The 26,841-nt window shown below is 30.6% G+C and carries 26 protein-coding genes and 1 pseudogene; 20 read left to right on the top strand and 7 right to left on the bottom strand.

The annotated features are described in order from the left end of the window. The 3 genes and pseudogenes from CLLI_RS14640 to CLLI_RS12890 form a co-directional block, all read left to right on the top strand. Positions 1-188 (top strand): annotated as a pseudogene (locus CLLI_RS14640) (ISLre2 family transposase); the annotation flags it as partial. Between the two features lie 227 nt (positions 189-415). Continuing rightward, positions 416-2,359, top strand: coding sequence for a cell wall-binding repeat-containing protein (locus CLLI_RS12895; protein WP_106064612.1), 1,944 nt, complete (start codon positions 416-418; stop codon positions 2,357-2,359). 187 nt (positions 2,360-2,546) lie between these two features. Then, entirely contained in the window at positions 2,547-3,161 is a 615-nt protein-coding gene (locus CLLI_RS12890; RefSeq protein WP_242975606.1) for a transposase, read from the top strand. Positions 3,162-3,240: 79 nt separating this feature from the next. On the opposite strand, the gene CLLI_RS12885 is transcribed toward CLLI_RS12890, so the two are convergent. After that, positions 3,241-5,730: an MBL fold metallo-hydrolase gene (locus tag CLLI_RS12885; protein WP_106064611.1), complete on the bottom strand. Its 2,490-nt coding sequence runs from the start codon at positions 5,728-5,730 to the stop codon at positions 3,241-3,243. A 100-nt stretch (positions 5,731-5,830) separates the two neighbouring features. On the opposite strand from CLLI_RS12885, the gene CLLI_RS12880 reads away from it, so the two are divergent. Beyond that, a complete protein-coding gene (locus CLLI_RS12880; protein WP_106064610.1) occupies positions 5,831-6,133 on the top strand; it encodes a hypothetical protein in 303 nt (100 codons plus the stop codon). Positions 6,134-6,277: 144 nt separating this feature from the next. Here CLLI_RS12880 and CLLI_RS12875 read toward each other — a convergent pair whose 3' ends face one another. Together CLLI_RS12875 and CLLI_RS12870 are read right to left on the bottom strand one after the other, a co-directional pair. After that, positions 6,278-7,150, bottom strand: a complete 873-nt coding sequence (locus tag CLLI_RS12875; protein WP_106064609.1) for a pyridoxamine kinase — start codon at positions 7,148-7,150, stop codon at positions 6,278-6,280. Next, a complete protein-coding gene (locus CLLI_RS12870; protein WP_106064608.1) occupies positions 7,113-7,667 on the bottom strand; it encodes a nucleoside-triphosphatase in 555 nt (184 codons plus the stop codon). Before CLLI_RS12870 ends, CLLI_RS12875 begins: the two co-directional genes overlap by 38 nt. Before the next feature lie 143 nt (positions 7,668-7,810). On the opposite strand from CLLI_RS12870, the gene CLLI_RS12865 reads away from it, so the two are divergent. From CLLI_RS12865 to CLLI_RS12825, 9 genes are all read left to right on the top strand, one after another. After that, the gene (locus tag CLLI_RS12865) at positions 7,811-8,407 is read left to right on the top strand and encodes a nucleotidyltransferase family protein (RefSeq protein WP_106064607.1); all 597 of its coding nucleotides are present in this window, start codon (positions 7,811-7,813) and stop codon (positions 8,405-8,407) included. A 41-nt stretch (positions 8,408-8,448) separates the two neighbouring features. Beyond that, positions 8,449-9,522 (top strand): FecCD family ABC transporter permease, encoded by a 1,074-nt coding sequence (locus CLLI_RS12860; RefSeq protein ID WP_106064606.1) that lies wholly within the window; start codon positions 8,449-8,451, stop codon positions 9,520-9,522. Next, positions 9,519-10,286 carry an ABC transporter ATP-binding protein gene (locus tag CLLI_RS12855; protein ID WP_106064605.1) on the top strand — a complete coding sequence of 256 codons (768 nt, stop codon included), beginning with the start codon at positions 9,519-9,521 and terminating at the stop codon, positions 10,284-10,286. The genes CLLI_RS12860 and CLLI_RS12855 overlap by 4 nt, the downstream gene beginning before the upstream one ends. A 13-nt stretch (positions 10,287-10,299) precedes the next feature. Beyond that, on the top strand, positions 10,300-11,400 hold the full coding sequence (locus CLLI_RS12850) for an ABC transporter substrate-binding protein (RefSeq protein ID WP_106064604.1): 1,101 nt from the start codon (positions 10,300-10,302) through the stop codon (positions 11,398-11,400). A gap of 189 nt (positions 11,401-11,589) precedes the next feature. Continuing rightward, entirely contained in the window at positions 11,590-13,170 is a 1,581-nt protein-coding gene (locus CLLI_RS12845; protein ID WP_106064603.1) for an ABC-F family ATP-binding cassette domain-containing protein, read from the top strand. Between the two features lie 123 nt (positions 13,171-13,293). Continuing rightward, on the top strand, positions 13,294-14,184 hold the full coding sequence (locus CLLI_RS12840) for a hypothetical protein (RefSeq protein ID WP_106064602.1): 891 nt from the start codon (positions 13,294-13,296) through the stop codon (positions 14,182-14,184). Positions 14,185-14,644: 460 nt separating this feature from the next. Further along, on the top strand, positions 14,645-15,433 hold the full coding sequence (locus CLLI_RS12835) for an ABC transporter permease (RefSeq protein ID WP_106064601.1): 789 nt from the start codon (positions 14,645-14,647) through the stop codon (positions 15,431-15,433). After that, positions 15,384-16,127 carry an ABC transporter ATP-binding protein gene (locus tag CLLI_RS12830; protein WP_106064600.1) on the top strand — a complete coding sequence of 248 codons (744 nt, stop codon included), beginning with the start codon at positions 15,384-15,386 and terminating at the stop codon, positions 16,125-16,127. The genes CLLI_RS12835 and CLLI_RS12830 overlap by 50 nt, the downstream gene beginning before the upstream one ends. A 22-nt stretch (positions 16,128-16,149) precedes the next feature. Continuing rightward, positions 16,150-17,142: an ABC transporter substrate-binding protein gene (locus CLLI_RS12825; RefSeq protein WP_242975605.1), complete on the top strand. Its 993-nt coding sequence runs from the start codon at positions 16,150-16,152 to the stop codon at positions 17,140-17,142. A gap of 127 nt (positions 17,143-17,269) precedes the next feature. On the opposite strand, the gene CLLI_RS12820 is transcribed toward CLLI_RS12825, so the two are convergent. Further along, the gene (locus CLLI_RS12820) at positions 17,270-18,115 is read right to left on the bottom strand and encodes a DegV family protein (protein ID WP_106064599.1); all 846 of its coding nucleotides are present in this window, start codon (positions 18,113-18,115) and stop codon (positions 17,270-17,272) included. A gap of 247 nt (positions 18,116-18,362) precedes the next feature. Here CLLI_RS12820 and CLLI_RS12815 point away from each other — a divergent pair, with 247 nt between their 5' ends. After that, a complete protein-coding gene (locus CLLI_RS12815) occupies positions 18,363-18,803 on the top strand; it encodes a VanZ family protein (RefSeq protein ID WP_106064598.1) in 441 nt (146 codons plus the stop codon). A 77-nt stretch (positions 18,804-18,880) separates the two neighbouring features. Here the strand turns inward: CLLI_RS12815 and galU are convergent, their stop codons facing one another. Next, the gene (gene galU, locus CLLI_RS12810) at positions 18,881-19,822 is read right to left on the bottom strand and encodes a UTP--glucose-1-phosphate uridylyltransferase GalU (RefSeq protein ID WP_106064615.1); all 942 of its coding nucleotides are present in this window, start codon (positions 19,820-19,822) and stop codon (positions 18,881-18,883) included. A gap of 341 nt (positions 19,823-20,163) precedes the next feature. Between galU and CLLI_RS12805 the strand changes: the two genes are divergently transcribed. Further along, positions 20,164-21,225 (top strand): cell wall-binding repeat-containing protein, encoded by a 1,062-nt coding sequence (locus tag CLLI_RS12805; RefSeq protein ID WP_106064597.1) that lies wholly within the window; start codon positions 20,164-20,166, stop codon positions 21,223-21,225. A gap of 18 nt (positions 21,226-21,243) precedes the next feature. Further along, positions 21,244-22,101, top strand: a complete 858-nt coding sequence (locus CLLI_RS12800) for an SLAP domain-containing protein (protein WP_106064596.1) — start codon at positions 21,244-21,246, stop codon at positions 22,099-22,101. Positions 22,102-22,403: 302 nt separating this feature from the next. Here CLLI_RS12800 and CLLI_RS12795 read toward each other — a convergent pair whose 3' ends face one another. Then, the gene (locus CLLI_RS12795; protein WP_170063733.1) at positions 22,404-23,351 is read right to left on the bottom strand and encodes a transposase; all 948 of its coding nucleotides are present in this window, start codon (positions 23,349-23,351) and stop codon (positions 22,404-22,406) included. Between the two features lie 272 nt (positions 23,352-23,623). On the opposite strand from CLLI_RS12795, the gene CLLI_RS12790 reads away from it, so the two are divergent. Both CLLI_RS12790 and CLLI_RS12785 read left to right on the top strand, forming a co-directional pair. Then, the gene (locus CLLI_RS12790; RefSeq protein ID WP_106064594.1) at positions 23,624-24,175 is read left to right on the top strand and encodes a manganese efflux pump MntP; all 552 of its coding nucleotides are present in this window, start codon (positions 23,624-23,626) and stop codon (positions 24,173-24,175) included. A gap of 63 nt (positions 24,176-24,238) precedes the next feature. Then, positions 24,239-24,667: a Fur family transcriptional regulator gene (locus CLLI_RS12785; protein WP_106064593.1), complete on the top strand. Its 429-nt coding sequence runs from the start codon at positions 24,239-24,241 to the stop codon at positions 24,665-24,667. An 8-nt stretch (positions 24,668-24,675) separates the two neighbouring features. Here the strand turns inward: CLLI_RS12785 and CLLI_RS12780 are convergent, their stop codons facing one another. Further along, entirely contained in the window at positions 24,676-25,005 is a 330-nt protein-coding gene (locus CLLI_RS12780; protein ID WP_242975604.1) for a hypothetical protein, read from the bottom strand. Positions 25,006-25,148: 143 nt separating this feature from the next. Here CLLI_RS12780 and CLLI_RS12775 point away from each other — a divergent pair, with 143 nt between their 5' ends. Beyond that, on the top strand, positions 25,149-25,547 hold the full coding sequence (locus CLLI_RS12775; RefSeq protein ID WP_106064592.1) for a DUF6762 family protein: 399 nt from the start codon (positions 25,149-25,151) through the stop codon (positions 25,545-25,547). A gap of 219 nt (positions 25,548-25,766) precedes the next feature. After that, on the top strand, positions 25,767-26,825 hold the full coding sequence (locus CLLI_RS12770) for an HD-GYP domain-containing protein (RefSeq protein WP_106064591.1): 1,059 nt from the start codon (positions 25,767-25,769) through the stop codon (positions 26,823-26,825). Positions 26,826-26,841 lie beyond the last annotated feature (16 nt).

The following is a 26,841-nucleotide window of genomic DNA, read 5'->3' as shown; positions in this document are numbered from 1 at the left end:
AATTAGGTACAATAACAGAAATGATTACGCTAACAGCAGCTGATGTAAATAAGAAAGCAAAGGGAAGCAAGTATTACCCTGTAAAACAAGCAAGGATACCATTTACAGGCTGCGCCATGACTAATGGCAGAAAAGCCATACAAAGCCTTTTTCAAGAAAGAAATTTTAGCGAACTTATTTATAGATAGTTTTAAAATTTTAGATAAAAAATTAAGGGGATAAGTACGCCCTTTCGGGCTGTGGGCGAAGCCCTATTTGGATAAAATTTTCAACCGAATTTATAATGGAAAAAATTCAAAAAATAAATTGCCCACTTTAACTTGACACAAACTTACAAATAAGATTGATGGATAGCATTATAATAATATGTTAATATATATATGGTACAATCGCATTTTAAACATAGGAGGACTATATGAAGAAGTATAACAAAATATTGATTCTTATTATTTTATTTCAATTCATTTTTGTAAGTACTGTAGAAGTCAAAGCGGCATATACTTCAAATGGTGAATATGAGTATTTGGTACAGGATGCCATTGATAGATTCCCTAATGAAGCCAGGGACTATAATTTATTTTTAGCTGATTATGATTCCTTTGGGGATTATTTAAATTATGGTACCAATAAAGATTTATTTTTTAATTCATCAAATATTATATTTGATAATGAAGGATTGCCAAAGGTGCTTTATGGAGATAATTATTATTATAATCCTGTTACATTGGCCCAATATGGACTCAGTTTATACGGAGAATTTTTAAAGGGTAAAAATACAAAAGATGAACTTATAAAGGCAGCGGATACTTTAATTAGTTTACAAGGAAGCAATGGAGCCTTTCTCTATAATTTTCCCTGGAAATATTATTTAAACGATAAACCCTATAAACCTGGTTGGGTATCAGGCATGGCTCAGGGCCAAGGGCTAAGCCTTCTTAGCAGAGTCTATAAATTAACAGGAGATGTAAAATACATAGAGGCAGGGAAAAAAGCTTTAAAATTTTTAATTACCCCTGTAAGCAAGGGTGGAGTTATGGAGAATCTTAGTTATTTAGATAGCTCTTTAAAAGACTACATAATATTTGAAGAATATATATCTGAAACTCCAGCTTATACTTTAAATGGATTCATGTTTACATTACTTGGATTATATGATTGGTCTAATATTGATATTGATGATAGCAGCAAATATATTAGTAAAAATTATTTTAATAAAGGCATTGAAACCCTAAAGGTAATACTGCCATACTATGATTTAGGTGGTTTTACAGCCTATGATTTGAGTTATATAGTTAATAAAGACGAAAAACCTCATATAGGGGTTAATTATCATGGAGTACATATATATTTATTAAGAGCACTTTATTCTATAACTGGAGATAAAAGCTTATACAATTATTATAGATTGTGGAAATCCTATGTGGATACAGCTCCCGTTACTAGATTAAGCGGAAGGGATAGGTACGCTACATCTGTTGCTATTTCTCGGAATGAAATAGAAGGAAATTCAGAGTATGTACTAGTGGTAAATGGAGAAATCTTTGCAGATGCTCTATGTGCAGCGCCTTTAGCCTCTAAATATAATGCCCCAATTCTTCTAACCAGTAGTAAAGCCTTAAGTGAAGAAACAAAGGATGAAATAAGGAGATTAAATCCTTCCAATGTTATAATTATTGGAAAAGAAGGAGCTGTGTCAAAGGATATAGAAAATGAAATTAAATCTATAGATAATAATATAACCATAGATAGAATAGGCGGAAAGGACAGATATGAAACCTCAGCTTTAATTGCAGGTAATTTGGATTCTAAAGAGATTATGCTTACCTCCGGTGGAAACTATGCTGATGCTTTATCCATAGCTTCTATAGCTGCCTCAAAGAAAGTTCCTGTATTGCTTACAGAAAAAGATACCATACCAGATCCTATAAATAACTATATAAAAAGTAAGGAGATAATAGATAAAGCCTATATTATAGGAGGAACTAGTGTTATATCTAATAAAGTAGAAAACAACTTTAACAATGCGGAAAGACTAGGCGGAAAGGATAGATATGAAACAAATACAAAAGTACTGGAAAGATTTATAAATGATTTGGATTTAACCAAAGCCTATGTGGCCATTGGAGGGCCAGGAGCCAAGGACTTTGCCGATGGATTATCCGTAGCACCCCTGGCTGCCAAGACCAAATCACCAGTTTTGTTAATACCAATGAATACTGGGGTATTAAATAACACAAGAGATTTTGCTTACAGCAATTTTAAAGATAGCACACAAATCATAGCTATAGGTGGAGAAAAGATCATACCTAATAGTAAAGTAAATCTATTGACACCGGAATTGGACAAGTATGGGGACTGACCCTTGGGTAAAAATGTAAGCAGGGAACTGACCCCTGGGCAAAAATGTAAAATTAAAAAGAACAGCTATCTATAATAGGTTGTTCTTTTTTGTTGACTAATTAATTAAATGGTAAGATCGTTGTTTAAAATTTGAATATATGTATAGAATTAAATATAAATGAATTTAAAATAAAGGATGATAGTATATGCCTAGGAAAAAGCATCAATGGTATACTGGAGCCAGAGTACATGTTATCGCAAGAGGAAATCATAGAAATGATATATTTAGGGATTATACTGATTATAAGCTATACCTAAATTATTTAAAAGAAGCTATGGAATATTATAAAAATAAATATTATATTATTGCATATGTTTTGATGACCAATCATGTGCATATTGTAGTTGAAACAACTGATAAGGATGTATCTGATTTTGTAAAAAGGGTACACAGTAGATATGCATCTAATTTTAATAGAAAGTATAATTATGTAGGGCATTTGTTTCAGGGAAGATATAAAGGAGAATTAATACAAGATGATGGTTATATGTTAGAAGTCAGTAGGTATGTTCATTTAAATCCAGTAAGGGCTAATATGGTTGCAAAACCAGAGGAATACCAGTGGAGTAGTTATAGCATGTATATAGGACAAAAAAGAGAAAGGCTTATATCTTCTGATAAAGTCCTTTGCTATTTCGAACAAGAAAATAAAAGAGAGTTATATAAAAAATTTGTAGAGAGTGTTTGTATGGAGGGACAGACCCCTGGGATAAATTGGATGGAACGAATCCCCGAAATAGATTGGGGCAATTTGGGATAATTATAAGTTAATAAAAAAATAGAAAAGGATAGTTAAAAAAGGTTATCCTTTTCTATTTTTATTATAATAAACAGTGATTTTATAAAAATATTATGTTACATCCAGTTTTAGTTTCGAATTCTTCTTTTAGAGATTCTAAGTTAATATTTTTAGTGTTTTGCAGCTTTAAAGTAACAGTTAATAATGCACTGTTAAAAGAAGGATTCTTTTTAAGGACTATTCCTTTTTTGGTACATAAACTACTAGCTATATTTATTATTTCGTTCATGTTAGCTGATTTTGAAATGCCTATATTCCAGCCAGTAGCATGGCTTAGTTTTTCTATTTTTTCAGCGTATTTTCTCCCAATATTAGGAGTTATAAATGAAAGCTCAATATACTTTCCAAGAGAATTATTCTTAATTCCCTTTTTGTATGGCTTAAAATCCTCATTTTCAAAGTTTTCATCAATAGATTTTAATGCTTCATTTTGCTCCATTACAAAATTTGAATTAGTTGTAAATGTAGAATTATTATCATTATTTATAGCATCATTTTTCACTTCATCCTGAAGTATTTTTAGTTTGTAACCAGTGGTTTCCCTAAAAATATCCTGTTCATTTTTTAGTTCATAAGGGGAATTCAAATTTACAATAACTTTTCCATCACTTAACATAAAGGATATTTTTTTAATATCAGCTTCCTTTAAAAGGTTTCTTATTAAAGCTTCTGCTGCATTATTATTTAGTACAGTATTTATTTCTACATTCCAATGGCTTTCCTTTTGGAAAAGTTCAATATTATTGTATATAGAACTATCTACTGTCTTAGGAAAATCAAAGTTTAATATTATTTTTTTATGCTCATAAATAAGACTAGCTTTTTTATAATTATATTGAGAAAAATAATTTTCTATCAGCCCATTTAACTCATTTGGCTTTAATTCCTTAGGTTTTAAGGCTTCTTCAACATCTTCTTTATTTGCAACTTTAAAAAGAAACAGTCTTTTATTGTCAGATTGAAAATATATTGATGGTACAATTAATTTTTGCATATTTTCTATACAAGAAACTTTAATTTTACTATTACCACTCCAAATATATAATAATTCTTCTATGGTAAATAACTTTTCTCCATAGTATTCTCTTATAAAATTCCATAGTGTTTCTAAATTATTTTCATTAAATTCTTCTTTCTTATTTAAAGTATGGGGAAGAGATTTCTTCCACTGCTTTCTTGGCTTTTTAATAACTATGTGAAAATCTTCGCCGCATCTAGGTACAAATACGTTACTGTTCAACTCCATAGAAATTTCTGTACCTAAAGAATCTATTACATCACCATCACCATGTACCAAAAGTAGGTTCTTTGGAGAAAGCAAATTTATTAAGGCTTTAATCTCTCCTTTGTCGCCATGAGCTGATAAGCCAACTTTTTCTACTTTACATTTTACTGGTATGGATTTTTCACCTATAGATAAAACCCTTTCATCTTCATCATAAAGATTTAAAAGCTTTCTTCCAGGAGATTCCTCATCTTGATATCCAGTTATAACAATATAACCATTTTCCATGGGAGCTATCTTTTCTGCATAATATGTGCTAGGACCTCCAGTAAGCATTCCTGAACTGGAAACTATAATACAACTTTCATCACTTTGGAGAATGGTATCTCTTTCTTCTTTTTTATTTATTTTTTTAACATTATTATCATAAAAAGGCTCTATGCCTTTCAATACTTTTTTCCCTAAGGTATTTTTTAGGAAAAGAGGATTTAATTTATATACACTGTTGATGTTTCTAACCATTCCATCAACATAAATATTAACTTTGCTTAGCTGCTTTTTATTTATAGCTCTCTTTAATATTAAAAGTATTTCCTGAGATCTTCCTAAAGCAAAGGCTGGAATAAGCATTTTACCTTTATTATTTATACATTCTGCTGCTAAATTTATAAGTCTTTGTTCTTCTAATTCCCTATTTGCATGAAGTTTATCACCATAAGTGGACTCAAAAATAGCTACATCAGGTCTTAATCTAGGTATTTTTGCTCCTTCTATAGATTTTTGTGGAAATATAGAAAAATCTCCTGAATAAAATAAAGCTCCTTCACTGCTTTGAATGTATACACAGGCAGCTCCTGCTATGTGTCCTGCATTATAAAATGTAAGCTTTATATTATCAAATATAGGAAATTCCACTTCGTAATTTATGGTGAAAACCCTATTTAGCATATCTTCTACCTGTGTTTCTGCATAAAGGGGCATTTCAGCTTCTCTATTATTCATAACTTTTATGCTGTCATACAATAGAACCCTTACTAAATCTTTTGTCATATTATTCATATATATTCTAGCTTGAGGATATTCTTTACTTATTATTGGAAGACTTCCTATATGATCCATATGAGCATGACTAATGATTATTGCATCTACTCCACCGTATTCTTGTATTGTTCTAAAATTGGGTAAGGGGTCTTTTAAGGCACTTTGTCTTATTCCACAGTCTAAAAGTATATTTTTACTATCTATTTTCACTAATATACAACTTGCACCAATTTCATAAGCCCCGCCTAAAAAATTCAGTTTCATTGTAACATCAACACCTCATCTTTCATTTACAAATATATCATTGAAGTATTAAATTGACAATGATATAATATCTTTACTAGTATTATTGGGTGGTGGAAAAATGGATAAAGAAACAAAGCAGATGTTTGAACTAATATTAAACAAATTAGATACCATGGATAACAGGCAAGATACCATGGATAAAAATCTAGATACCATGGATAAAAATCTAGAAACCATGGGGAAAAGACAAGATGAAATGTATTCATTACAGAAAGCTTTTGAGGAAAATGTAAAAGTAACAAGAGCAGAGCAGGATAAAATGATGCATATGGTTGCAGATATACAAGGGAAAGTAACTAGATTAACTTCAGAAGTAGAAGATCATGAATCAATTATTAAACAAATAAGAGCAATAAAATAAATTTTAATAGGCATGGAAAGCTTAAAAGCTTCCATGCCATTTTTTGGCATTTGGGGGACAGACCCCTGGGAAAGAATGGATTCAGGGGACTGACCCCTGGGAGAGAATTCCTGTAAAAAGTGAAAAAGCCAACAAGGGCTTTTTTCACAAAAGTTCATAACTGCTACTGGTCATAGGTAACCTCAAAGTGTCAAGAACTCTTTCTAAGAGAACTCCTTCTCTGTGTGGATATTTAAACCCGTAGCTTGCTTTTATACAGGCTGTTATGAATTGAACACCTCTATCTAGGGCTATAGGCAGGCTATCACCTTGAAGAAGACTTCCAACTAAAACGCTGGTAAAGGCATCTCCTGTGCCAGGATAAAATGTAGGAATGTATTTACAACTTACTTTCCAGAATACATCATCTTCTTTGTTATAAGCTATAACGCTAGTAGTTTTATCTTCTTTAATATCGGGTACACTGGTTATTATTACAGTATTTGGCCCCATTTCTGAAAGTCTTATCATCCATTTTTTAATTTTATCTTCATTAATATCTGTATTGTATTCTTCTCCTAAAAGATAGGCGGCTTCCGTAAAATTAGGAGTTATTATATTTGCTTTACTAATTAGTTTTCTCATATTTTCTACCATTTCCTCTGTCATGGTAGTATAAAGTTTACCATTGTCGGCCATAACAGGATCTACAACAACCAGGCAGTCATCATGGTAAAATAAATCTATAAATTTTGAAACAATATTAATTTGTCTAACAGAACCTAAAAAACCGCTGTAGATGCAGTCAAAATCAATATTAAGTTTGTGCCAATGTTCTATATAGGCCTCCATGGAGTCTGTAAGATCCACAAAACTGTAGCCTTCAAAGTCTCCAGTATGAGTAGACAATATAGCAGTAGGCACAGGACAAACCTGTATTCCCATGGTTGAAAGTATTGGTATAATAGCAGTTAAAGAAGATCTGCCAAATCCAGATAAGTCATGAATAGCTGCTACTCTTTTTACAGGTCGAATCATTTGTATCACCCCTTCTAGTTAAAATATTCAAAATAACCCCTGGCAGTTCGTCACGATTCTTTTCACTAACCGTAAACAAAATCACATCTTCTCTTTTTTTAATGCTGTTGATAAAATCGCCATTGAATTCTTTTAACACTCCAATGACTATTTTGTTTGAATTTAAAGCGTTTATTATGGAGTTTTTAAAATTGCTGCATTTGGATTCAATAAAACCTATTTCATCTAGAATAATTATATCTTTTGTATTAACGCTGTTATTTACTAATTCAGTTCCAAATTTATTTAGAGAATCCCCATAAATATTAATAATTTTCCTTTTAGTAGTATCTCCTGTGGCCATTAAAGCTTTTTTAGCATCATCTTTAATAGAAGTTATGTAAAAATGTTTTAAAGTACCTTCAATTATAGGCTTTACAGTATATCCATCGGCTTCACAATTAATACGGCTTAATATTTTATTTATAATTGTAGTTTTACCTATACCTTTTTCGCCGGTTAAAAAGATATTATACATAATTCTATCACCTAAGCATTATTATAACAAATTATTTGCAAAAGATTTAGAAATATTATTACAACCTTAATAAATTAAACCTTATTTGTACATAATGAAAATATAGTAAATAAAATTTAGACAAAAATATTGGGGTGGTTATTTTGATTTCAGCTATAGTAATGGCCTCAGGCTTTGGAAGGAGAATGAAAAAAGAAAAGTTAGCAATGACTATTGAAAATATTCCTATGGTGGAAAGAGTAGTAAAAGAAGCAAAAAACTCAAAAGTGGGGGAAATTATTTTAGTATATAGAAACTCCAATGTAAAATCTATATTAAATGGATACCACATAAAAACTATTTATAATAATCAAGCTTATTTAGGGCAAAGTCAATCCATAAAGCTAGGTGTAAAAGGTTCTAATAATAAAACAGAAGCATATATGTTCTTTGTAGGGGATCAACCTTACTTAAAATGTGACACCATAAATAAATTGATTGATGAATTTAACAAAGACAAAGACCACATTGTAGTACCTATCTATGGGGAAAATAGAGGAAATCCTGTTATATTTCCAGTTAAATTTAAAGAAGACCTATTAAAACTTCAAGGGGATATAGGGGCAAGGGGCATAATAAAAGATAACATAAACAGCGTAAAATTTATAAATATACGGGATGAAAAGCAGGGACGTGATATTGATGATGTTGAAAGTTACTGCAATTTAGAAACTAATGATCAAATAATCAAGCATCCATAACTGTCAATTGTCTTCTGTCAACTAAAAAAGGAGAAGTGTTTATGGGAAAGGGTTTGCCATTAGAGTCAGCAGCCGCAAATATTGGTAATAAAACACGTAGAATTTCAAAAGAAAGCAAAGTAAATATTATTTTATTTATTTTTTTAATGGTATTAATATTTATATCTTTAATTATCGGAAAGTACTACATATCACCAATACAAGTGTTAAATAGTATTGTTAGTAAGATACTTAGGGAAGACTTAAATATGCCAGAAGAAATATATACTGTAATATTTAATATAAGACTGCCTAGAATTTTTGCAGGGCTTCTTATAGGGGCAGGCCTTGGAACAGCTGGAGTGGCCTATCAAGGTATGTTTAAAAATCCTATGGTATCTCCAGATATATTGGGGGCTTCCTCAGGAGCAGCCTTTGGAGCGGCATTAGGGATACTTTATTCTTTTAGCATATTTGGAATTCAAATAATGTCATTTTTATTTGGGATTACTGCAGTGGTTATAACCTATATGATAAGTGAAAAGATATGTAAGCATGGTGATTCTACATTGATATTGATTCTGTCAGGCATGCTTATATCCACTCTCTTTTCCTCACTTGTTTCTTTAATAAAATATGTTGCAGATCCTTATAGTAAGCTTCCGGACATAACATTTTGGCTTATGGGAAGCCTTTCCTCTATAAATAAAAGCGACCTATACATTATAGCCCTTCCTATATTGTCAGGTATAATCCTAATTATGCTTGTAAGATGGAAATTAAATATTATGGCCTTTGGAGAAGAGGAAGCCATGGCTATGGGAGTTGAAACAAAAAACTTGAGAATAGTTGTAATAGCGGCTTCTACCATTATAATTTCATCCTCTGTTTCCGTTAGCGGTCTTATAGGTTGGGTCGGACTTATAATTCCACACTTTGCAAGAATACTTGTGGGATCTAATTATAAGTATCTTATTCCCACATCCATACTTGCAGGAGGCAGTTATCTTATATTGGTAGACAATATAGCAAGAAACATAGCTTCCACAGAAATTCCCATAGGTATACTTACTTCTATAATAGGAGCACCATTTTTCCTATATCTTATGGTGAATATAAAGAGAGGTTGGGTATGATATTGGAATTAAAAAATATAAGCAGTGGATACAAGGGCAGCGAAGTAATAAAAAACATAAGTTTAAAGGTAGAATCAGGAGAAGCACTTTGTATTTTAGGCGCTAATGGTGTTGGAAAAACCACTCTTTTTAAAACCATATTAGGTTTTATAAAACCTAAATGTGGAGAAATACTTTTAGATGGGCAAAGTATTTATAATATGCAGAGAAAAGAAATAGCTAAGTTAATAGGGTATGTTCCTCAAGCCCATGTGCCGCCTTTTCCCTATGTGGTTAAGGATGTGGTGCTTATGGGAAGATGCCCTTACATAGGAAACTTTAGTTCACCAAGCCATAGAGATGAGGAACTTGTGGACAATCTTCTTTCTAAATTAAATATATATAATATGAAGGAAAAATATTATACAGAAATAAGTGGAGGGGAAAGACAGCTTGTATTAATAGCTAGAGCTTTGGCTCAGGAACCAAAAATACTAATATTGGATGAGCCTACTTCTAACTTAGATTTTGGTAATCAAATTAGAGTATTAGAACATATAGGAAATCTTGTAACCTATTCAAATATAGGGCTAATAATGACAACTCACCATCCAAATCATGTATTTTTATGTGGCACTAAAGTAGCCCTTATGGAAAGAGGAGAAATATTTAAAAATGGAGATCCATCAAAAATCATGACAGAGGAAAACCTAAAAGAAATCTACGGAGTAAATACACATTTTGTTAATGAAGAAAATATAAAGGGTTTTTTGCCCATAATATAAGGAGGATTCGTCAATGAAGAAAAAAATATTTTCACTTATTTTATCAATAGTATTTATCATTACTCTTTTTACAGGTTGTGGTAGTAAACAAGATGAAACTGTGAGTAAAAATGTAGAAACTAAAAAAGCTGAATCCAATGTAATAAAGGATATGGCAGGAAGAGAAGTAAAGCTGCCAGATAAAATAGAAAGAATATATGCAACTAATCCAGCGGGGACAGTTATGGTTTATACTTTAAATCCTGACAAGCTGGTAGGATGGAATGTTAAACTTACAGAAGAAGAAAAGAAGTTTATTCCGGAAAAGTATAGAAATCTTCCTAAACTAGGGGGATGGTATGGGAAGGATACCACAGGGAATCCAGAGGTAATTTTAAAGGCTAAGCCTGATATTATAATCCATGTTTCTGCAATTAACGACAAGGAAAAATCCACAGCAGATAGAATCCAGAAGCAGTTAAATGTACCTGTTATAATAGGGGACAACAGTTTATTAAATGCAGATAAAACCTATGAATTTTTAGGAAAAGCACTTAAAGAAGGAGAAAGAGCTAAAAAGTTAGGAGATTACTGCAGGAAAACCATAGATGAAACTGCTAAAATACCAGAGGATAAAAGGGTAAAGGTATACTATGCAGAAGGGTTAAATGGATTAGAAACCGAACCAAAGGACTCTGAAAGAAATGAAGTATTACAAATTGCTGGAGGAGAAAATGTAGTAAAATCCAGTTCCAACAAAAGCAGTTATGGAAATACTCAAATATCTTTAGAACAGCTTATAGCCCTTAATCCAGAAGTTATAATAACAAGAGCTGTCATAGAAAATGGCAAAATAAATAGTGCCTATGAGAATATAGTTAACAATAAGGACTGGAAAGCCATAAAAGCAGTTAAAGATAAAAAAGTATATCAAATACCACAGGTTCCCTATAACTGGTTTGACAGACCAACATCTGTAAACAGGATAATAGGTATCAAATGGCTTTGTGGACTTTTATACCCAAATGAAACAAAAGTAGATATAGCTAAGGAAACAAAGGAATTTTATAAGGAATTTTATCATTATGAGCTTACAGATAAAGATCTGCAAGAGATTTTATATAGAGCACAGTAGTAAATAAAAAATATAGCCGGCGTAAGTTTAATATGATATAATGTTGGATGTTTACGTTTGGAATTTTTGCATAAATAACTTTAGTAGTGAACAGTAGATAAAAGTTACCCATAATTGTTCTCTGTTCATTGTTAATTGTTAAATGGATAAAGATAAATATAATAAAATAAATGGAGGAATGGACAGGGCATGATAAGTACTAACAATGTAAGTTTAAGGTATGGAGCAAGAGCATTATTTGAAGATGTTAATGTAAAGTTTACACCAGGTAACTGCTATGGTCTTATAGGAGCAAATGGAGCAGGAAAGTCCACATTTTTAAAGATACTTTCCGGTGAAATTGAGCCAAACACAGGAGATGTTAGTATAACTCCTGGAGAAAGAATGGCGGTTTTAAAGCAGGACCACTTCCAGTTTGATGAGCATCCAGTTTTAGATACAGTAATAATGGGACATGAAAGACTTTATCAGATTATGAAGGAAAAAGACATTATATATGCAAAAGAAGACTTTACAGAAGAGGACGGAATAAAGGCTTCAGAATTAGAAGGAGAATTTGCAGAACTTAATGGCTGGGAAGCAGAATCAGAGGCAGCTTCTCTATTAACAGGTCTTGGTATAGGAGTAGAATTACATGGCAAGTTGATGAAGGATTTAGATGGTTCACAAAAGGTTAGAGTGCTTTTAGCACAAGCTCTTTTTGGAAAACCGCATATTCTATTACTAGACGAACCAACAAACCACTTAGATATTAAATCCATTGCTTGGTTAGAGGAATTCCTTATAAATTTTGAAAATACAGTAATAGTAATATCACATGATAGACACTTTTTAAACAAAGTATGTACTCATATAGCGGACTTAGATTTTGGGAAAATACAGTTATATGTAGGTAACTATGATTTCTGGTATGAATCCAGTCAGTTAGCATTACAGATGGCTAAGGATCAAAACAAGAAAAAGGAAGAAAAGATTAAACAGCTTCAAGAATTTGTTGCTAGATTTAGCGCCAATGCATCTAAATCAAAACAGGCAACTTCTCGTAAAAAAATGTTAGATAAAATAAATTTAGATGATATAAAGCCTTCCTCAAGAAGATATCCTTTTGTTGGCTTTAAGCCGGATAGAGAAGCGGGAAATGATTTACTCTTCGTTGAAGAACTTACTAAAACTATAGATGGAGAAAAAGTTTTAAATAATGTAAGCTTTATGGTAAACAAAGGTGATAAAATAGCCTTTGTTGGAGACAATGGTATAGCTAAAACTACTCTTTTCCAAATACTTATGGGAGAAATGGAACCAGACAGTGGTGAATTTAAATGGGGTATAACTACATCCCAATCCTATTTCCCAAATGATAACAGCAAGTTCTTTGATGGAGTAGAACTAAACCTAGTAGACTGGTTACGTCAATTCTCTGAGGAAAAAAGTGAAACTTTTATAAGAGGATTCTTAGGAAGAATGCTTTTCTCAGGGGAAGAGGCATTAAAGAATGCTAACGTACTATCTGGAGGAGAAAGAGTTAGATGCATGCTTTCTAGAATGATGTTAAGTGGAGCTAATGCAATCATTTTAGATGAGCCAACAAACCATCTTGATCTTGAATCCATTACAGCAGTAAATAATGGACTTATTAATTTTCCTGGAACAATATTATTTACTTCCCATGACCATCAGTTTGTTCAAACTGTTGCCAATAGAATTATAGAAATAACCCCAGATGGAATTATAGACAAACAAATGACTTATGATGAATACCTGGGAGAATAAATTGGAATTGGAGTGAATCCATTGTCTGAGTTTTTCCTAAAAGTTTTCTAAATATTAATAGTTAGATATAAAATTAAATGTTATAATATTCAATGTAAGATCCATTGAATAGGAGTGAAGAGCATGAAAAAATTATTTAAATTCATAGTAATATTTTTAATAATAATTGTAGTAGCTTTTGGAACATTATATACTTTGACTCTAAGTAAAGGAAATTATACTAAAGGTAATAGCTCATCTATAGCTGGTATAAATAAAATAAGAGGAGCAGAAAAAGAAGGTACAGCAATATCTATAAATTCAACAGAATTTAACGATATATTATCTGCACTGTATAAAAATCCTAAGAAAAAAGGAAATATAACTATAAAAACACCGGAAGGATTTTTACAGGATAAATATATAGGCTTTAAGGTTCCTGTATTATATAAAGGAAGGGAGATTCTTTTTTATACCAAGGGAACTTTAGAATGTAAGGATGAAAAAATAATCTATAGTCCAGAAAGCTTTAAGTTAGGTAAATTGTCTTTACCTAAGTCCTTTGTAATGAATACGCTAAAAAAATATGCAGGGGATAATTTAATCATAGAAAATGGAAACATTGAAATAAGTAAAAAATTAATACCTTTTTCCATAACTTCTTTAGATATAAACAATGGAATACTAACTATGAAAATTGGCAAATTTGAGAAAGATTCATTGTCTAATAATGAGAAAAATATAGAAAAAAAGAATTCATCGAAAGCCGCAGTACTTTCAAATATAAGTGGACAATTACATGAAGCTATAGATTCTGCAGGTTCTGCAGGCGGAGAACAAATAATAAGCATAATGGCATCCTGCTCAAGTAATATGGCAGCAAATCCTTCCTATAATTATGAAAGAGATGTGGCCAAAATAAAAAGCATATACAGCAAACTGAATTCTCAGCAAAAAGCTGCGGTAAAAGCTGCTATATATTCTAATATAAACCCAGAAAATATAAATGAACTTAGAAATGTTTTTGGAATGTAGTTAAACTAGGAGCGCAAGGTTAGACCCCGCCCGAAAAATGACGAAAAATCAATAATATAAGAACAGAGATAACTTTAATTTAGGATTAGGGTTGTCTCTGTTTTTCTTTATAAATAATTGTTTATAAGATGGAAAATCATGTTAGGTAAAAACTTAGCGCGTTTTTTTATTTTAAATTGAATTAAATTAAGTTTTAGTAAAGTTAAACACCATGGATAACGATCCATTCCCGGGCATTGTGAAAATATAATAATCGTGCTATAATAATTTTAATTTCGGATATCTTTGGAGAATTTCTGAAGTATTGGATAAACAAATGAAAATAAATAAAAGTATAACCTAACAGAGAGGAAAATCTAATCTGAAAGGGGAGCTGGAATACAAGAAAAGTAATCTAACTTTCCCTAAATTTATGATGTTTATGGGAAAGTTTTTATTTTTATTATGAAAGGATCATTTCATGAAAAGATTAAAGGGATTATTTATTCCACTGATAATTATTTTTATATGGTGGGCAGGCTCAGCGTTACATATATTTAATGATTATATAATACCAAGCCCTATAACTGTAGCTGAAACAGCATATACACTATTTAAAAGTGGAATTTTAATAAAAAATTTGACTGTAAGCTTAGGCAGGGTTTTCTTGGGATTTATTATAACTTTCATAATTGCCTTTCCATCTGCCATATTAGTTGGGATCAGTGATGGAGTTAAGTCTTATGTAGATCCTATTTTAGAGTTTGGTAGACATGTCCCACCTATTGCGGTTACTCCAATGTTGATATTATGGTTTGGTATAGGAGAAGCTTCAAAATTAGCGGTTATATTTCTTGCTACATTTTTCCCGGTTTTTTCAAGCACATTGAATGGTATAACTAACTATGATAAAAAGCTTTTAGAGGTAGGGGAGGTTTTTAATTTTAGCTCTAAAGATAAATTTTTAAAAATAATTTTACCACAGGCAGTTCCATCCATAATTACTGGTATACAGTTAGGGCTTGGGTATAGTTGGAGATCATTGGTAGCTGCTGAATTAATAGCAGCATCTTCAGGCATAGGTTATATGATAATGGATGCAGAGCAACTTTCAAGACCAGATATTATAATTGTTGGAATATTGTCTATAGGATTATTGGGATATGCTATAGATCATATTTTTATATGCATAATCAATTTTTATGGAAAAGGGGTGAAACATGGCGGGGCTGATAATAAAGAATCTGTCCAAGACTTTTCTTATAAATGATAAAAAAGTAAAAGCGCTTAATGATATAAACTTATCTATAGAAAATGAGAGCTTTACAGCTATTGTTGGGAAAAGCGGCTGCGGGAAAACCACTTTGCTTAGAATAATATGCGGTTTAGAAAAACAAAGTACAGGTCAATTGGAATTTACACACTGTAATGAAAATGACCATAATTCAAAAAGAGTAGGAATTGTTTTTCAAGAGCCTAGATTAATGCCATGGCTAACAGTGGAGCAAAATATGGCCTTCCCTATGGCGGAAAATAAAAATAACAGTGAAATTCATGAAATAGTTCATAAATACTTAAGCATGTTAGGACTAGAGAAATTTAAGGATGCCTATCCTTCACAGATTTCTGGAGGCATGGCACAAAGGGTTTCTTTAGGCAGAACGCTTTGCTATGATCCAGAAATAATATTAATGGATGAACCTTTTGGAGCTTTGGATGCCTTTAATAGAAGAAAACTGCAGAATGAATTTATTAATATTTTCAGGGAATATAAAAAGACAATAATATTTGTTACTCATGACGTAGAGGAAGCAGTATATTTAGGCCAGAATGTTGTAATTGTGGATGAGGGCAGTATTATAAAACAAATTTCTGTACCATTGGATTACTACAGGGATATTACAAGCCCAGAGTTTTTAACACTTAGAGAAGAAATTCTCAATAGTATTTTATTTAAAAATTAAAGATTTAAGGGGGAGAATAAAGTTGAAAATTTTTAAAAAAGCAGGTATTATACTTTGTTGTGTTCTATTAGCTGTTATGTCTTTAGCAGGATGTGGTTCAACTGAGAATTCAAATAATGCTAAAAACAAACAGCAATCAGCGGAGAAGGTTGAAAACATAAATATTTCTTATGTTAAGGCACCACTTAACGTACCTTCAATAGTTGAAAAGAAGAAAGGTCTATTTGAAGATGAATTTTCAAAGGATAACATAAAGGTTTCTTTTCCTGAAATAACAGAAGGTTCTAAAATGACAGAAGCTGTAGCAGCTGGTTCATTGGATTTTTGTAATGCTATTGGTGCCACATCAGTTATTTTAGCAGCAGCCAATGGAGTGAATATAAAAATAATAGGTATGTATAGCAGAGCTCCAAAGGCCTTTACTATTATGTCAAAAGATTCTTCTATAAAGACAGTAGCAGATCTTAAGGGCAAAAAGATTGTAGGACCTAAAGGTACTATATTACATCAACTTCTTTTAGAAGCATTAAAAAAAGATAATATGAAAGTAGATGATGTACAATTTATAAATATGGGAATACCTCAGGGAGTATCCGCTATGATGTCTGGAAGTGCTGACGCAGCTTTAGTAGCAGGACCAGCAGTGCCTCAAGCAGTTGATAAAGGTGCACATATTATAACAACAGGTGAAGGATTGGTAGATGCTACTATTGTAATAGCAGCTAGAGGAGATTTCTTAGACAAACATGAGGATATAGCAAAAAGATATATGAGCGTTCACCAAAAGAGTTTAGATTTTATGAAAAACAATCCAGATGAAGCATATAAGCTAGCTTCTGAAGAAACTAAAATGTCTATAGATCAAGTTAAGGAAATGTATAATTTGTATGACTTTAACCCAAAGATTACAGATAAAGATATACAAGAATTAGAAAAAACTCAAGACTTTTTAAAGGATAATGGAATGTTAACTAAGACTGTAGATATAAAAGCTTTAATACATGATATTTCATAAATAAAAACAGTTGAGGGACTGACCCCTGTAATAAAAAGGTAAAATAGTTAGGGGTCAGGCACTTGTAATAAAAAGGTAAAGCATCCATGGAAGTGTAAATCAAATCTATGGATGCTTTATTATTAGCTTAATTATCCTTCATAATAACAATGCCTAATAATCCTGGGCCTGTATGAACTCCTAGAACAGGACTTATATCACCAAAGTTTATTTCCGATATATTAGGAAGTTTTGAGATAGTGTCATATAGTGCTTTTCCGTCTTCCAGTGCGCCTCCATGTAGAACCCAAATTTTTGATTTAGCTTTCATTAGTGCATCATGTGCTATTTCTGCAAGTTTGGCTATGCTTTTATTTCTTCCTCTAACTTTTGAATAAGTGTAATAAGTACCTTCATCATTTATGGAGATAATTGGTTTTAGTTTCAAAAGTTCACCAACGGTTCCCGCAACTTTTCCTATTCTTCCGCCTTTTATAAGATATGTTAGGGTTTCCAATACATAATACACCTTAATTCTGCTTTGAATTGATGGAAGTATTTCTACTATTTCATCAAAGCTTTTTCCTGCAGCAATCAATTTACCACACTCAACTACAATAGCACCCTCACCCATAGTGAGAGATTTGGAATCGAAGACATGGGTTGTAATGCTAGAGTAATCTTTACTTGCAATATTAAGCATATTATATGTACCTGAAACGCCAGAAGAAATACAAATGGCAATAGCATGTGTATATCCTTCATCCACTAGTTTTGCAAATAAGTTATTAGCTTCTGAAATTGAAGGTAGTGAAGTTGTAGGAATTTCATTTATAAGGTTATCATATACCTCACTTGGAGTAATGTTTACTCTGTCAATATACTCTCGATCTTTGTATATAACTCTTAAAGGAAGTACTTTAATATTATATTTTTCTATTTGATCTTTATTTAAATCACTTGTGCTGTCAGTGATCAATGCAATTTTGCTCATAATTGTCCTCCTCAAAATACAATAATTTTTATTTATAAGATAAAGTATTGTACAATAGTTAATAAAATTGTAACAAATTATTCACAATAAAGCAATATTTCAATGTATGCCATGGGCTAATGTATGAACTTTGTATTATTATTTAAGTGCATACTTGACTATAATGTAATTATAGGTATTATTATTTTATAAGATAAAAAATGTAGTGAATATTTATTAAGGAATGAAGTTAGGATGTTAAGATATCATGACAAAATTAAATTATAAAAGCTTATTTAAGTATTTATTAGTATTGTTATGGATGATTGTAATTTTTAAATTTTCATCTGATCCAGCAGATGTTTCCGATGGTAAGAGTGGACTAGTTATTCAGGAATTAACATCTTTAGGCATAGATGTTAACGGGATTTTTGGAAACTTAGCTAACTTTGTTGTAAGGAAGGCTGGACATTTTACTGAGTACTTTATATTCTTTATTTTACTTATAAATGCAGTAAAAGAAGGCAATTCCTTGAGTAAAAGTTTTAAGATAGCAATATTAATAACCTTTTTTTATGCATGCAGTGATGAAATTCATCAATTGTTTGTGCCGGGAAGAAGCGGCAGATTCACAGATGTGTTAATAGACACATCTGGAGGCCTTCTGGCAGCAGGAATATTAAAGCATATAGAAAAAAGGAATAAATAACTTTATTTAATTAAATATGAAGAATTAATAGTGAAGAGTAATGGAAAGAAAAACCTCCATTATTCTTCACTATTTACTTACAAATTTGTTTTCTGTTTTCCATCTTCTACATTCTGTTCTAAATTTAAGGAAGCATATGCTTCTTTATAAACTTCTTTTTGGCTTAAGGTGGATAGATATTGCAAAAAAGGTTTCCTTAAATCTTCTCTTTTTAAGGCAAATTCTATAGTAGCTTGAAGGAAACCAAGTTTATCCCCCACATCATACCTTTTTCCTTGAAAATTATAAGCATACATAGCCTCATCCTTTATCAAGGCTTTAAGAGCATCTGTTAATTGAATTTCACCATTTTTCCCAGGAGGAGTTTCTTCTAATATATTAAATATTTTTGGAGTTATTATGTATCTGCCAAGTATTGCAATATTTGATGGAGCTTCTTCTACGGAGGGCTTTTCTATTAAGTCCTTTACTTTGTAAACTCTTTCTTCTATGTGAAGACCCTTAACAATACCATATTTTGATACATCCTTTGTAGGAACTTGTTGAACTCCTAGAATTGAAGTTTTGTATTCATCGTAACAATCTATAAGTTGTTTTAAGCATGGGGTAGAACTATCAACTATATCATCTCCCAGCATAACTGCAAAGGGTTCATTCCCTACAAAGGTTTTTGCACAGCTAATGGCATGACCTAACCCCTTAGGTTCCTTTTGTCTTATGTAATATATATTAGTTAGTTTTGATATTTCTTGAACCATTGACAATAATTCTGTTTTATTATGTTCTTCTAATTCTTTTTCTAATTCTACAGATTTATCAAAATGATCCTCTATAGCTCTTTTGTTTTTTCCTGTTATTATAAGTATTTCTTCTATACCAGAAGCTACGGCTTCTTCTATTATATACTGTATAGTAGGTTTATCCACTATGGGAAGCATTTCTTTAGGTTGAGCCTTTGTAGCAGGTAAAAATCTTGTACCCAAACCTGCTGCAGGGATTACAGCTTTTTTAACCCTCATATTCTCAGGTCCTTTCATAATTTGTTCATATTCTTACTATTCTATGGGAATCGGATAATTCCTCTAAATATGATAATATAGTGATTATTTTGCATAAGAATAATGCGAAATAACTGGAAATAAATCATAAAATTTTTAAGAACTTTTACGATAATTAAAGAAAAGTTTAAGGGACGGTTCATATAAATTTGCCTAGGTTTGAAGGGACAAGTATGAAAATTCAGGAAACTTCAAAATATTTATTTATTATCCAGGTAGTTCTTGCTTATTAAACTTTGGTTCAATTTATTAATATGGTATAATAAACTACGAGTGGATAAATTATATGAGGAGGGGAAAAAATGACACGTATGAAATATAAGAAAATGGTAAAAGCTGCAGCCGTTGGATTAGCTATGGCAACAGTTTTTAGCACCACTAATGCAATGGCAGCTTCAGTGAAAAGGGTTGAAGGACATGATAGTTTTAACACAGCAAGAAATGTTGCTGAGGATATATTTAATGATAGCGAAAACGTGATATTAGTAAATGGCGAAGGATATGCAGATGCGGTTAGTGCCACTCCATTGGCAAAGAAATTGAATGCTCCTATATTATTAACAAAAAAAGATGCATTACCAGATGGTGTACTTGACACTATAAAGACAATAGGCGCTAGTAATGTTTACATAGTAGGAGGAGATGGAGTAGTAAGCCCAGTGATTGAGGCTACATTAAAAACTAATGGACTAAATGTTACTCGTTATGCAAAGGCTGGCGGCAGCAGATATGACACTAATGCAATGGTAGCTAGAGAATTAATTTCTAGAACTGGTGCTAAAAAGGCCATATTAGTTAATGGACGAGATGGCTATTCAGATGCTTTAAGTGTAGCATCTATTGCCGCAAAACTAGAGATTCCAGTACTAATATCAAATTCTATTAGTTTAGATCCTGGAGTTAAAAAAGTTATAGATGAATATAAACTTGAAGTTATGGCAGTAGGCGGTTCTAGTGTATTACCTGATACTATTGTAAAATCAGCTAATGGAACAAGAGTTGCTCAAGGAAAGGATAGATTTAAGACAAATATGGCTGTTTTAAATTATTTTAAACCTAATTATTCCTTTGACAAGGTATATGTAGCTTCTGGTGGTAATGATAGTGTTAAAAATTTTGCAGATGCTCTAGTAGCTTCAGCAGCTGCAGCAAAGTCTGGATCACCAGTAGTATTAAGTGGAAATGCAGCAAGTGCTAAGGATTTAGCATCAGCAGAAAAGTTTATTAAAGATAATATTAACGAAGACAGTGTTATCACTTTAGTCGGCGGCGTGGGAGTTCTATCTCAAGATGTAGAAAATAGTTTAAATAAAATAGTAGGAGGAACATCAGAACAAGATCTTGAAATTATAGCAATATATTAAGAAATTGGAGGACAGATTATGAAAACAAAAGGAACAAATGGGGACGGTTCAGTTAAAATAGGAAAAAAGGAAATGGATGCAGTTAATATAAAACTTTCATTAAACGAAAATGAATCAGATAGAATTTCAGATATGCAGAAAGATTATTTAGAAGAGGAAATGAAAGAAGTTATTCCTCAAATTGAAGATGGACAAGTTAATGTATCTGGAGCATATGTATTTGATGAAGGAAATAGATTAGAAGTTAAAATATATATTGTAAATGGACTTTCTACACCAATAAATTTTGATAAGGTTCCATTTTGTATTGTTAATTCCAAAGGGGAACAATTAGCTTACCAGATTTTTGAGCTTAATGAAATGGGAGATATACCTCCTTATTCAGCAAGACCTTGGAAAATATATTTTGATAAGAAGAATGTATTTGTTAATGAAATACTTAAGGACGACTGGAAGATAGTATTTGATAACAAAATCAAAGCAGTTAAATATGTGAATTTAGAATTAGAGCAAATACCATCGGAAATGGAAGTAAAAGAAGTAAATACTTTCAAACAATTTTTAAATTCATTGCCCAGGTTAGAAGAAGGGCAAGTTAGTATATCTGTGTTTACAATAACTCAATATAAAAATAATAATTTACTTATGACATTAATGGTAAGAAATGCAGCAAATAGAGCGATTAAATTAGAAAAGCTCCCAATGACAATAAAGACTTCTGATGGAAGAATAGTTCTTTCTGGAACCTTTGATTTAAATGATTTTGAAGTAAATTCTCATAAGGCTAGAATATTAAGTCTAGTGTTTGAAAAAGAACTAATTTTAGATGAAGAATTTGATTTATCTACTTGCAGTGTAACCTTTAATAGAGAATAAGAAAATAAGGGACGGTTCATAAAAGTTATAAGGTTCATAAAAATTATAAAATTTGTATATTCTTAAAATCATATTTATATATAAATAAAAATAACTTATTAGTTAGATAAATAGCTAGTAAGTTATTTATTTGTTCGACAAAGTTTTTGTAAACAAGCTATAATAATTAGGTATATTTAAGCAATTATGATGAATTTAGCAGAAAAATTAAAGGCTTGTACATCTTTATTCAAATCAATACTAAAATATAGAATAAAAAATTCTAAGAAATGATTAATTCAATAATAGAGAATTTGCTGCAGCTATGTAGTGGCTAAAGAATATTTATCTAAAAATTTCTCTAGTATATTTTTATACTTAGCATTATTACAAATAAGATTATAAGCTTTATTACACATCTGAGATAAAGAAGATTGAGTATAGTTATTGATTATTTGAGATATTTGGGCAAAGGTAAAATCGCAAAAACATCTCATTATTAGTACACAAAGACATCTATACTCTGAGATTTCCCTATTATATTTTATATTGATAGTTACTTTGTCAATGTTAGTGTTTTCATAGATAAATTCCATAACCTTTTCGGGACATAGAGTCCTTAATAGAGGCGTTTTTCCACTTATATATTCTATAGAGTTATTTATGGATTTATCCGGATCAATATCCAACTTAATGTCTATAAATTCACCAGTTTTAGATATTCTATTTTTGACAAAATTAAGATAGCGATTCCTTGATAATATAGGATTTTTATTAAAATAGTTCAGAATAAAAAAGCAATCTACAAGATTGAGTTGATTTTTATTAGTCCCAATATATGTAGAAAAACTAGAGTACTCATAGTTTTCTACAGAATTTTTATATCCTTTTATATCTTTAGGGTTATTATGAATGTAAGCTGACATCACTGCCACATCTGCGTCTTCTTTTGCGATTTTGCTTTTAAATCTATCTGAAAATACATGACCATGTCGATCATATTTTTTATTATAATATTGAGCATAGCTTTGATTAATAGAATGCATGAATTTGCTTATATCAGCTTCATTTGAATAAATAAGCAAATGGACATGTGTATCCATTAAACAATAAGCGAATATTTTAAATAAAAAGATATCTTTATATTTTTTTAGTATTTCCAAGAATTTATCTTTGTCATTTTTATTTCTAAATAGGTTAAATTCTTTGATACTTCTCATTGTAATGTGATATATACCATTATGGACTTTGATTCTGGCGGTTCTAGGCAAATGAATCATCCTTTCATAAAACATATTTTTATTAATTCTTTACATATTTTATATATTTAATCAATATTATTTTATTTAGATGGACTAATAGTAAAGTGTATTATGATTTTAGCTAATTTCAGGTAAATTTATCTGCAATTTTTAATGAACCGTCCCTTGCTTACCTTGCTTATTATTTAATAAAATAAGCTTATGCAAATATGCAAACAAATAAAAACAAAACAAAGAATATATAATTATGTAACTTACAAAATTGATTTTGGAGGTATAATATGAACTTTAATTCTTTATTGACAATTGCTATAGCACTTTCATTAGATGCATTTGGGGTAGCTCTTTGCATAGGATTAAATAGAATGGCTACAATAAAATATAAGACCCTATGTATCTTATCCTTTAGCTTTTTTCAATTTTTATTCTCTTTAGTTGGGGCTTATGCAGGCTTTTTATTTAATACATATATTGTTTCTGTTCCCAAGGTAATAGGGGGAATAGTTATAGCATTAGTTGGCATATTAATGATTAAGGAAGGTTTAGAAAATAAAGAAGAGTGTGCTCTTATAAAGCCAGGAATGTGGATTGTATTAGGAATTTCTGTTAGTATTGATGCTATGGTTATAGGATTTACAGCTTTAAACAATATAGTAAGTAACGTTGTAATAATAGAGGATACTTTATTTATAGGTCTTATAACTCTGGTTATAAGTACATTTGCATTTATTATTGCTAAATACTTAAGGAAAATTAAAGCTGTAGGTAAATATGCAGACTATATAGGTGGTATCATATTATTTATTTTTGGTATAAAGATGATATTCTTTTAAACCTAACCACCTCTCAGTTTTTATGATATAATGAAATTAATATTATTGTAAGGTGATAGTAGTATGAATATGGAAGAATTTTTGAGAGGTCATAGTATAAAAGTAACTAAAGGTAGAATAAGTATAATTGAAATATTGCATGAATGTAATTCTGCAGTTTCTGTAGAGCATATTTATGAACAGTGCAAAGATAGAAATATAATTTTAGATTTATCTACAATATATAGAAATTTAGAATTATTTAATAACAAGGGAATTGTAGATAAATTTGACTTAGGTGATGGAAAATATAACTATATAATAAATCTCAACAAGCATAAGCACATTCTTGAATGTACTATTTGTCATAAAGAAGTTGAAATAGATTGTCCTCTTAGTCAAGTAGAGCAGATTATAAAGAACAAAACGGGTTTTACTATTGCAGAGGATGAGTTAGATCTGAAATTAAAAGGCATTTGTGAGGACTGTGCTATAAAACAAGTCCATAAATAAGTATAGGCTCAAGGAACCTGGTATAGTTTTTTTACTTTCCAGATTCCTTTTGAATTTTTTTCTAAAAACACATCATAATCAATTTTTTTATGTGGAGACTTTTTTTGTAAACCATTAACTCTTACTACTGCCAGTCTTCCATCGGAAAAGGATAATTGAAAATTATTAATATCAAATAACTTATGAGGATTAAATATTCCTGTAGTTAGATATCTCTCTATAACATAGGTTATTTCTCTTGAGTTGTAGTATATAATTCTGTACCTTATAACTAAAGATATTATAATAATGATTGGCAATAATATATATATGGGTTTGGAGATATTTTTTCTTTTCATTTTTACCCCCTGCAATAAATGATAAATTCTAATAAATAATAATAAACTTACGATAATTAAATATATACAAACATAGTATAATATAATTATAGAGCAAAAATGAAAAATAGTAAATATATGTAAGTAACAAAGGAGGGCTATATATGGATTTTTCTTCATTAGTTTTAATGGAAAGAGATAGAAAATCTAATCAATTCGTAAGAGAGCTTGGAAGCTACCAAGTAAATGATGGGGCAGAGTATATTACAAAAATGTACTATGATGGAGAATCAGTACATTTGTTTTTTGATACTAAGAAAGATGTAGAGGATTGGGAATATACAGCTATATTTCATTTATTTAATGAGAATGTGTTTACAGATAAAGATTATAAAATTGAAATTGTGGATGATGAATATAATCCTACGTGGCATATAACTTTCCCATATATTGAAGAGATAAATATTATGGAAGAAAAGTTACAGGAATTATGCACTTTAATTAAAGAAGAAATGGAAAGGACCTTTGGAGAGGTGCAAAATAAGAAAAATGAATATAGATAATATTTATAATAACTAGGATAACTTACATAAAATGCATAGAGTTTTATTAAACTTTTAATTTTTTTATAATATATTTATTAAATTAATAATGAATTTTTTTTAGAAATGTTCATATAAGTATTTAATTTTATTAAACAGTGTGATATTATCATAACTAGATATTTTAACCAATATGTTTGGTAATTATGTAGATAAATTGATATTTAAGGAGAAATTATTATGAGGCTTGAGTTTATAAATAGAGCAAAGGAAAATGATGTACTGGGGAAGAGTATTTTATCTAGTGACGGAAAGATCCTTTTAAAAGCAGGCATAAAACTTACAGATAGATATATAAAAAAGCTTCAGGAAATAGGTGTATTCTATATTTACGTTGAGGATGAAAGATTAGAAGATGTGCAGGTTGAAGATGAGCAGTTAAGTGAACTAAAACAATATACAATGAAAAGCATGTCTCAAATAGTTAGAAATATCCATAGTTGTAATGGAAAAGGACTAAGACAATCCTTGGGAGTAGTTGAAGAATTAGTGGAATACATAATTGACCTTGGAGATGTGAATAAAAGTCTTTATGATATAAAAACTTATGATAATTATACATATATGCACTCTTTGGATACTTGTATAATGACATCTTTTTTAGGGCTTTCTTCTAATTTTAGAGAAAATGAATTAAAGGAATTAGGTGTAGGAGCAGTATTACATGATGTTGGGAAAACTATGATTCCAAGCAAAATTTTAAAAAAAAATGGTAAGTTAACAGAAGAAGAGTTTAATGAGATAAAAATGCATACAGTATATGGTGGAGAGATAATAAGAAAAAACATATCAATGCCATATTCAATAATAGATATTGTTGAGCAGCATCATGAAAGGATAGATGGGAGAGGATATCCATATGGATTACAAGGAAATCATATATCAAAATTTGCTAGGGTAGTTTGTATATGTGATGTGTATGATGCTATAAGCAATGATAGATGTTATAGAAGAAAATTTAGTCCTAATGATGCTTATGAGCTTATACTTGCAGGATCTGGAACAAGCTTTGATGAAAACCTGGTAAAAAGTTTTAAGAATACTTTTGCTATATACCCATTAGGATGTTGCATTAGACTTTCCAATGGTGAAGAAGGGTATGTTATAAAACAAAATGAGGGGTTCCCTGACAGGCCGGTTGTAAGAATACTTTACGATAGCAAGACAAAGGCACCAACACCTTTTTATGAAATCGATTTATTAAAAAATCCAAACCTTGTTATAAATTCTATTGCCTAAACTTATAAATTAGAAG

The organism is Clostridium liquoris (genome assembly GCF_002995785.1).
In the GTDB taxonomy this organism is placed as follows: domain Bacteria; phylum Bacillota; class Clostridia; order Clostridiales; family Clostridiaceae; genus Clostridium_AO; species Clostridium_AO liquoris.
This window is presented reverse-complemented; position numbering and strand designations above follow the sequence as displayed.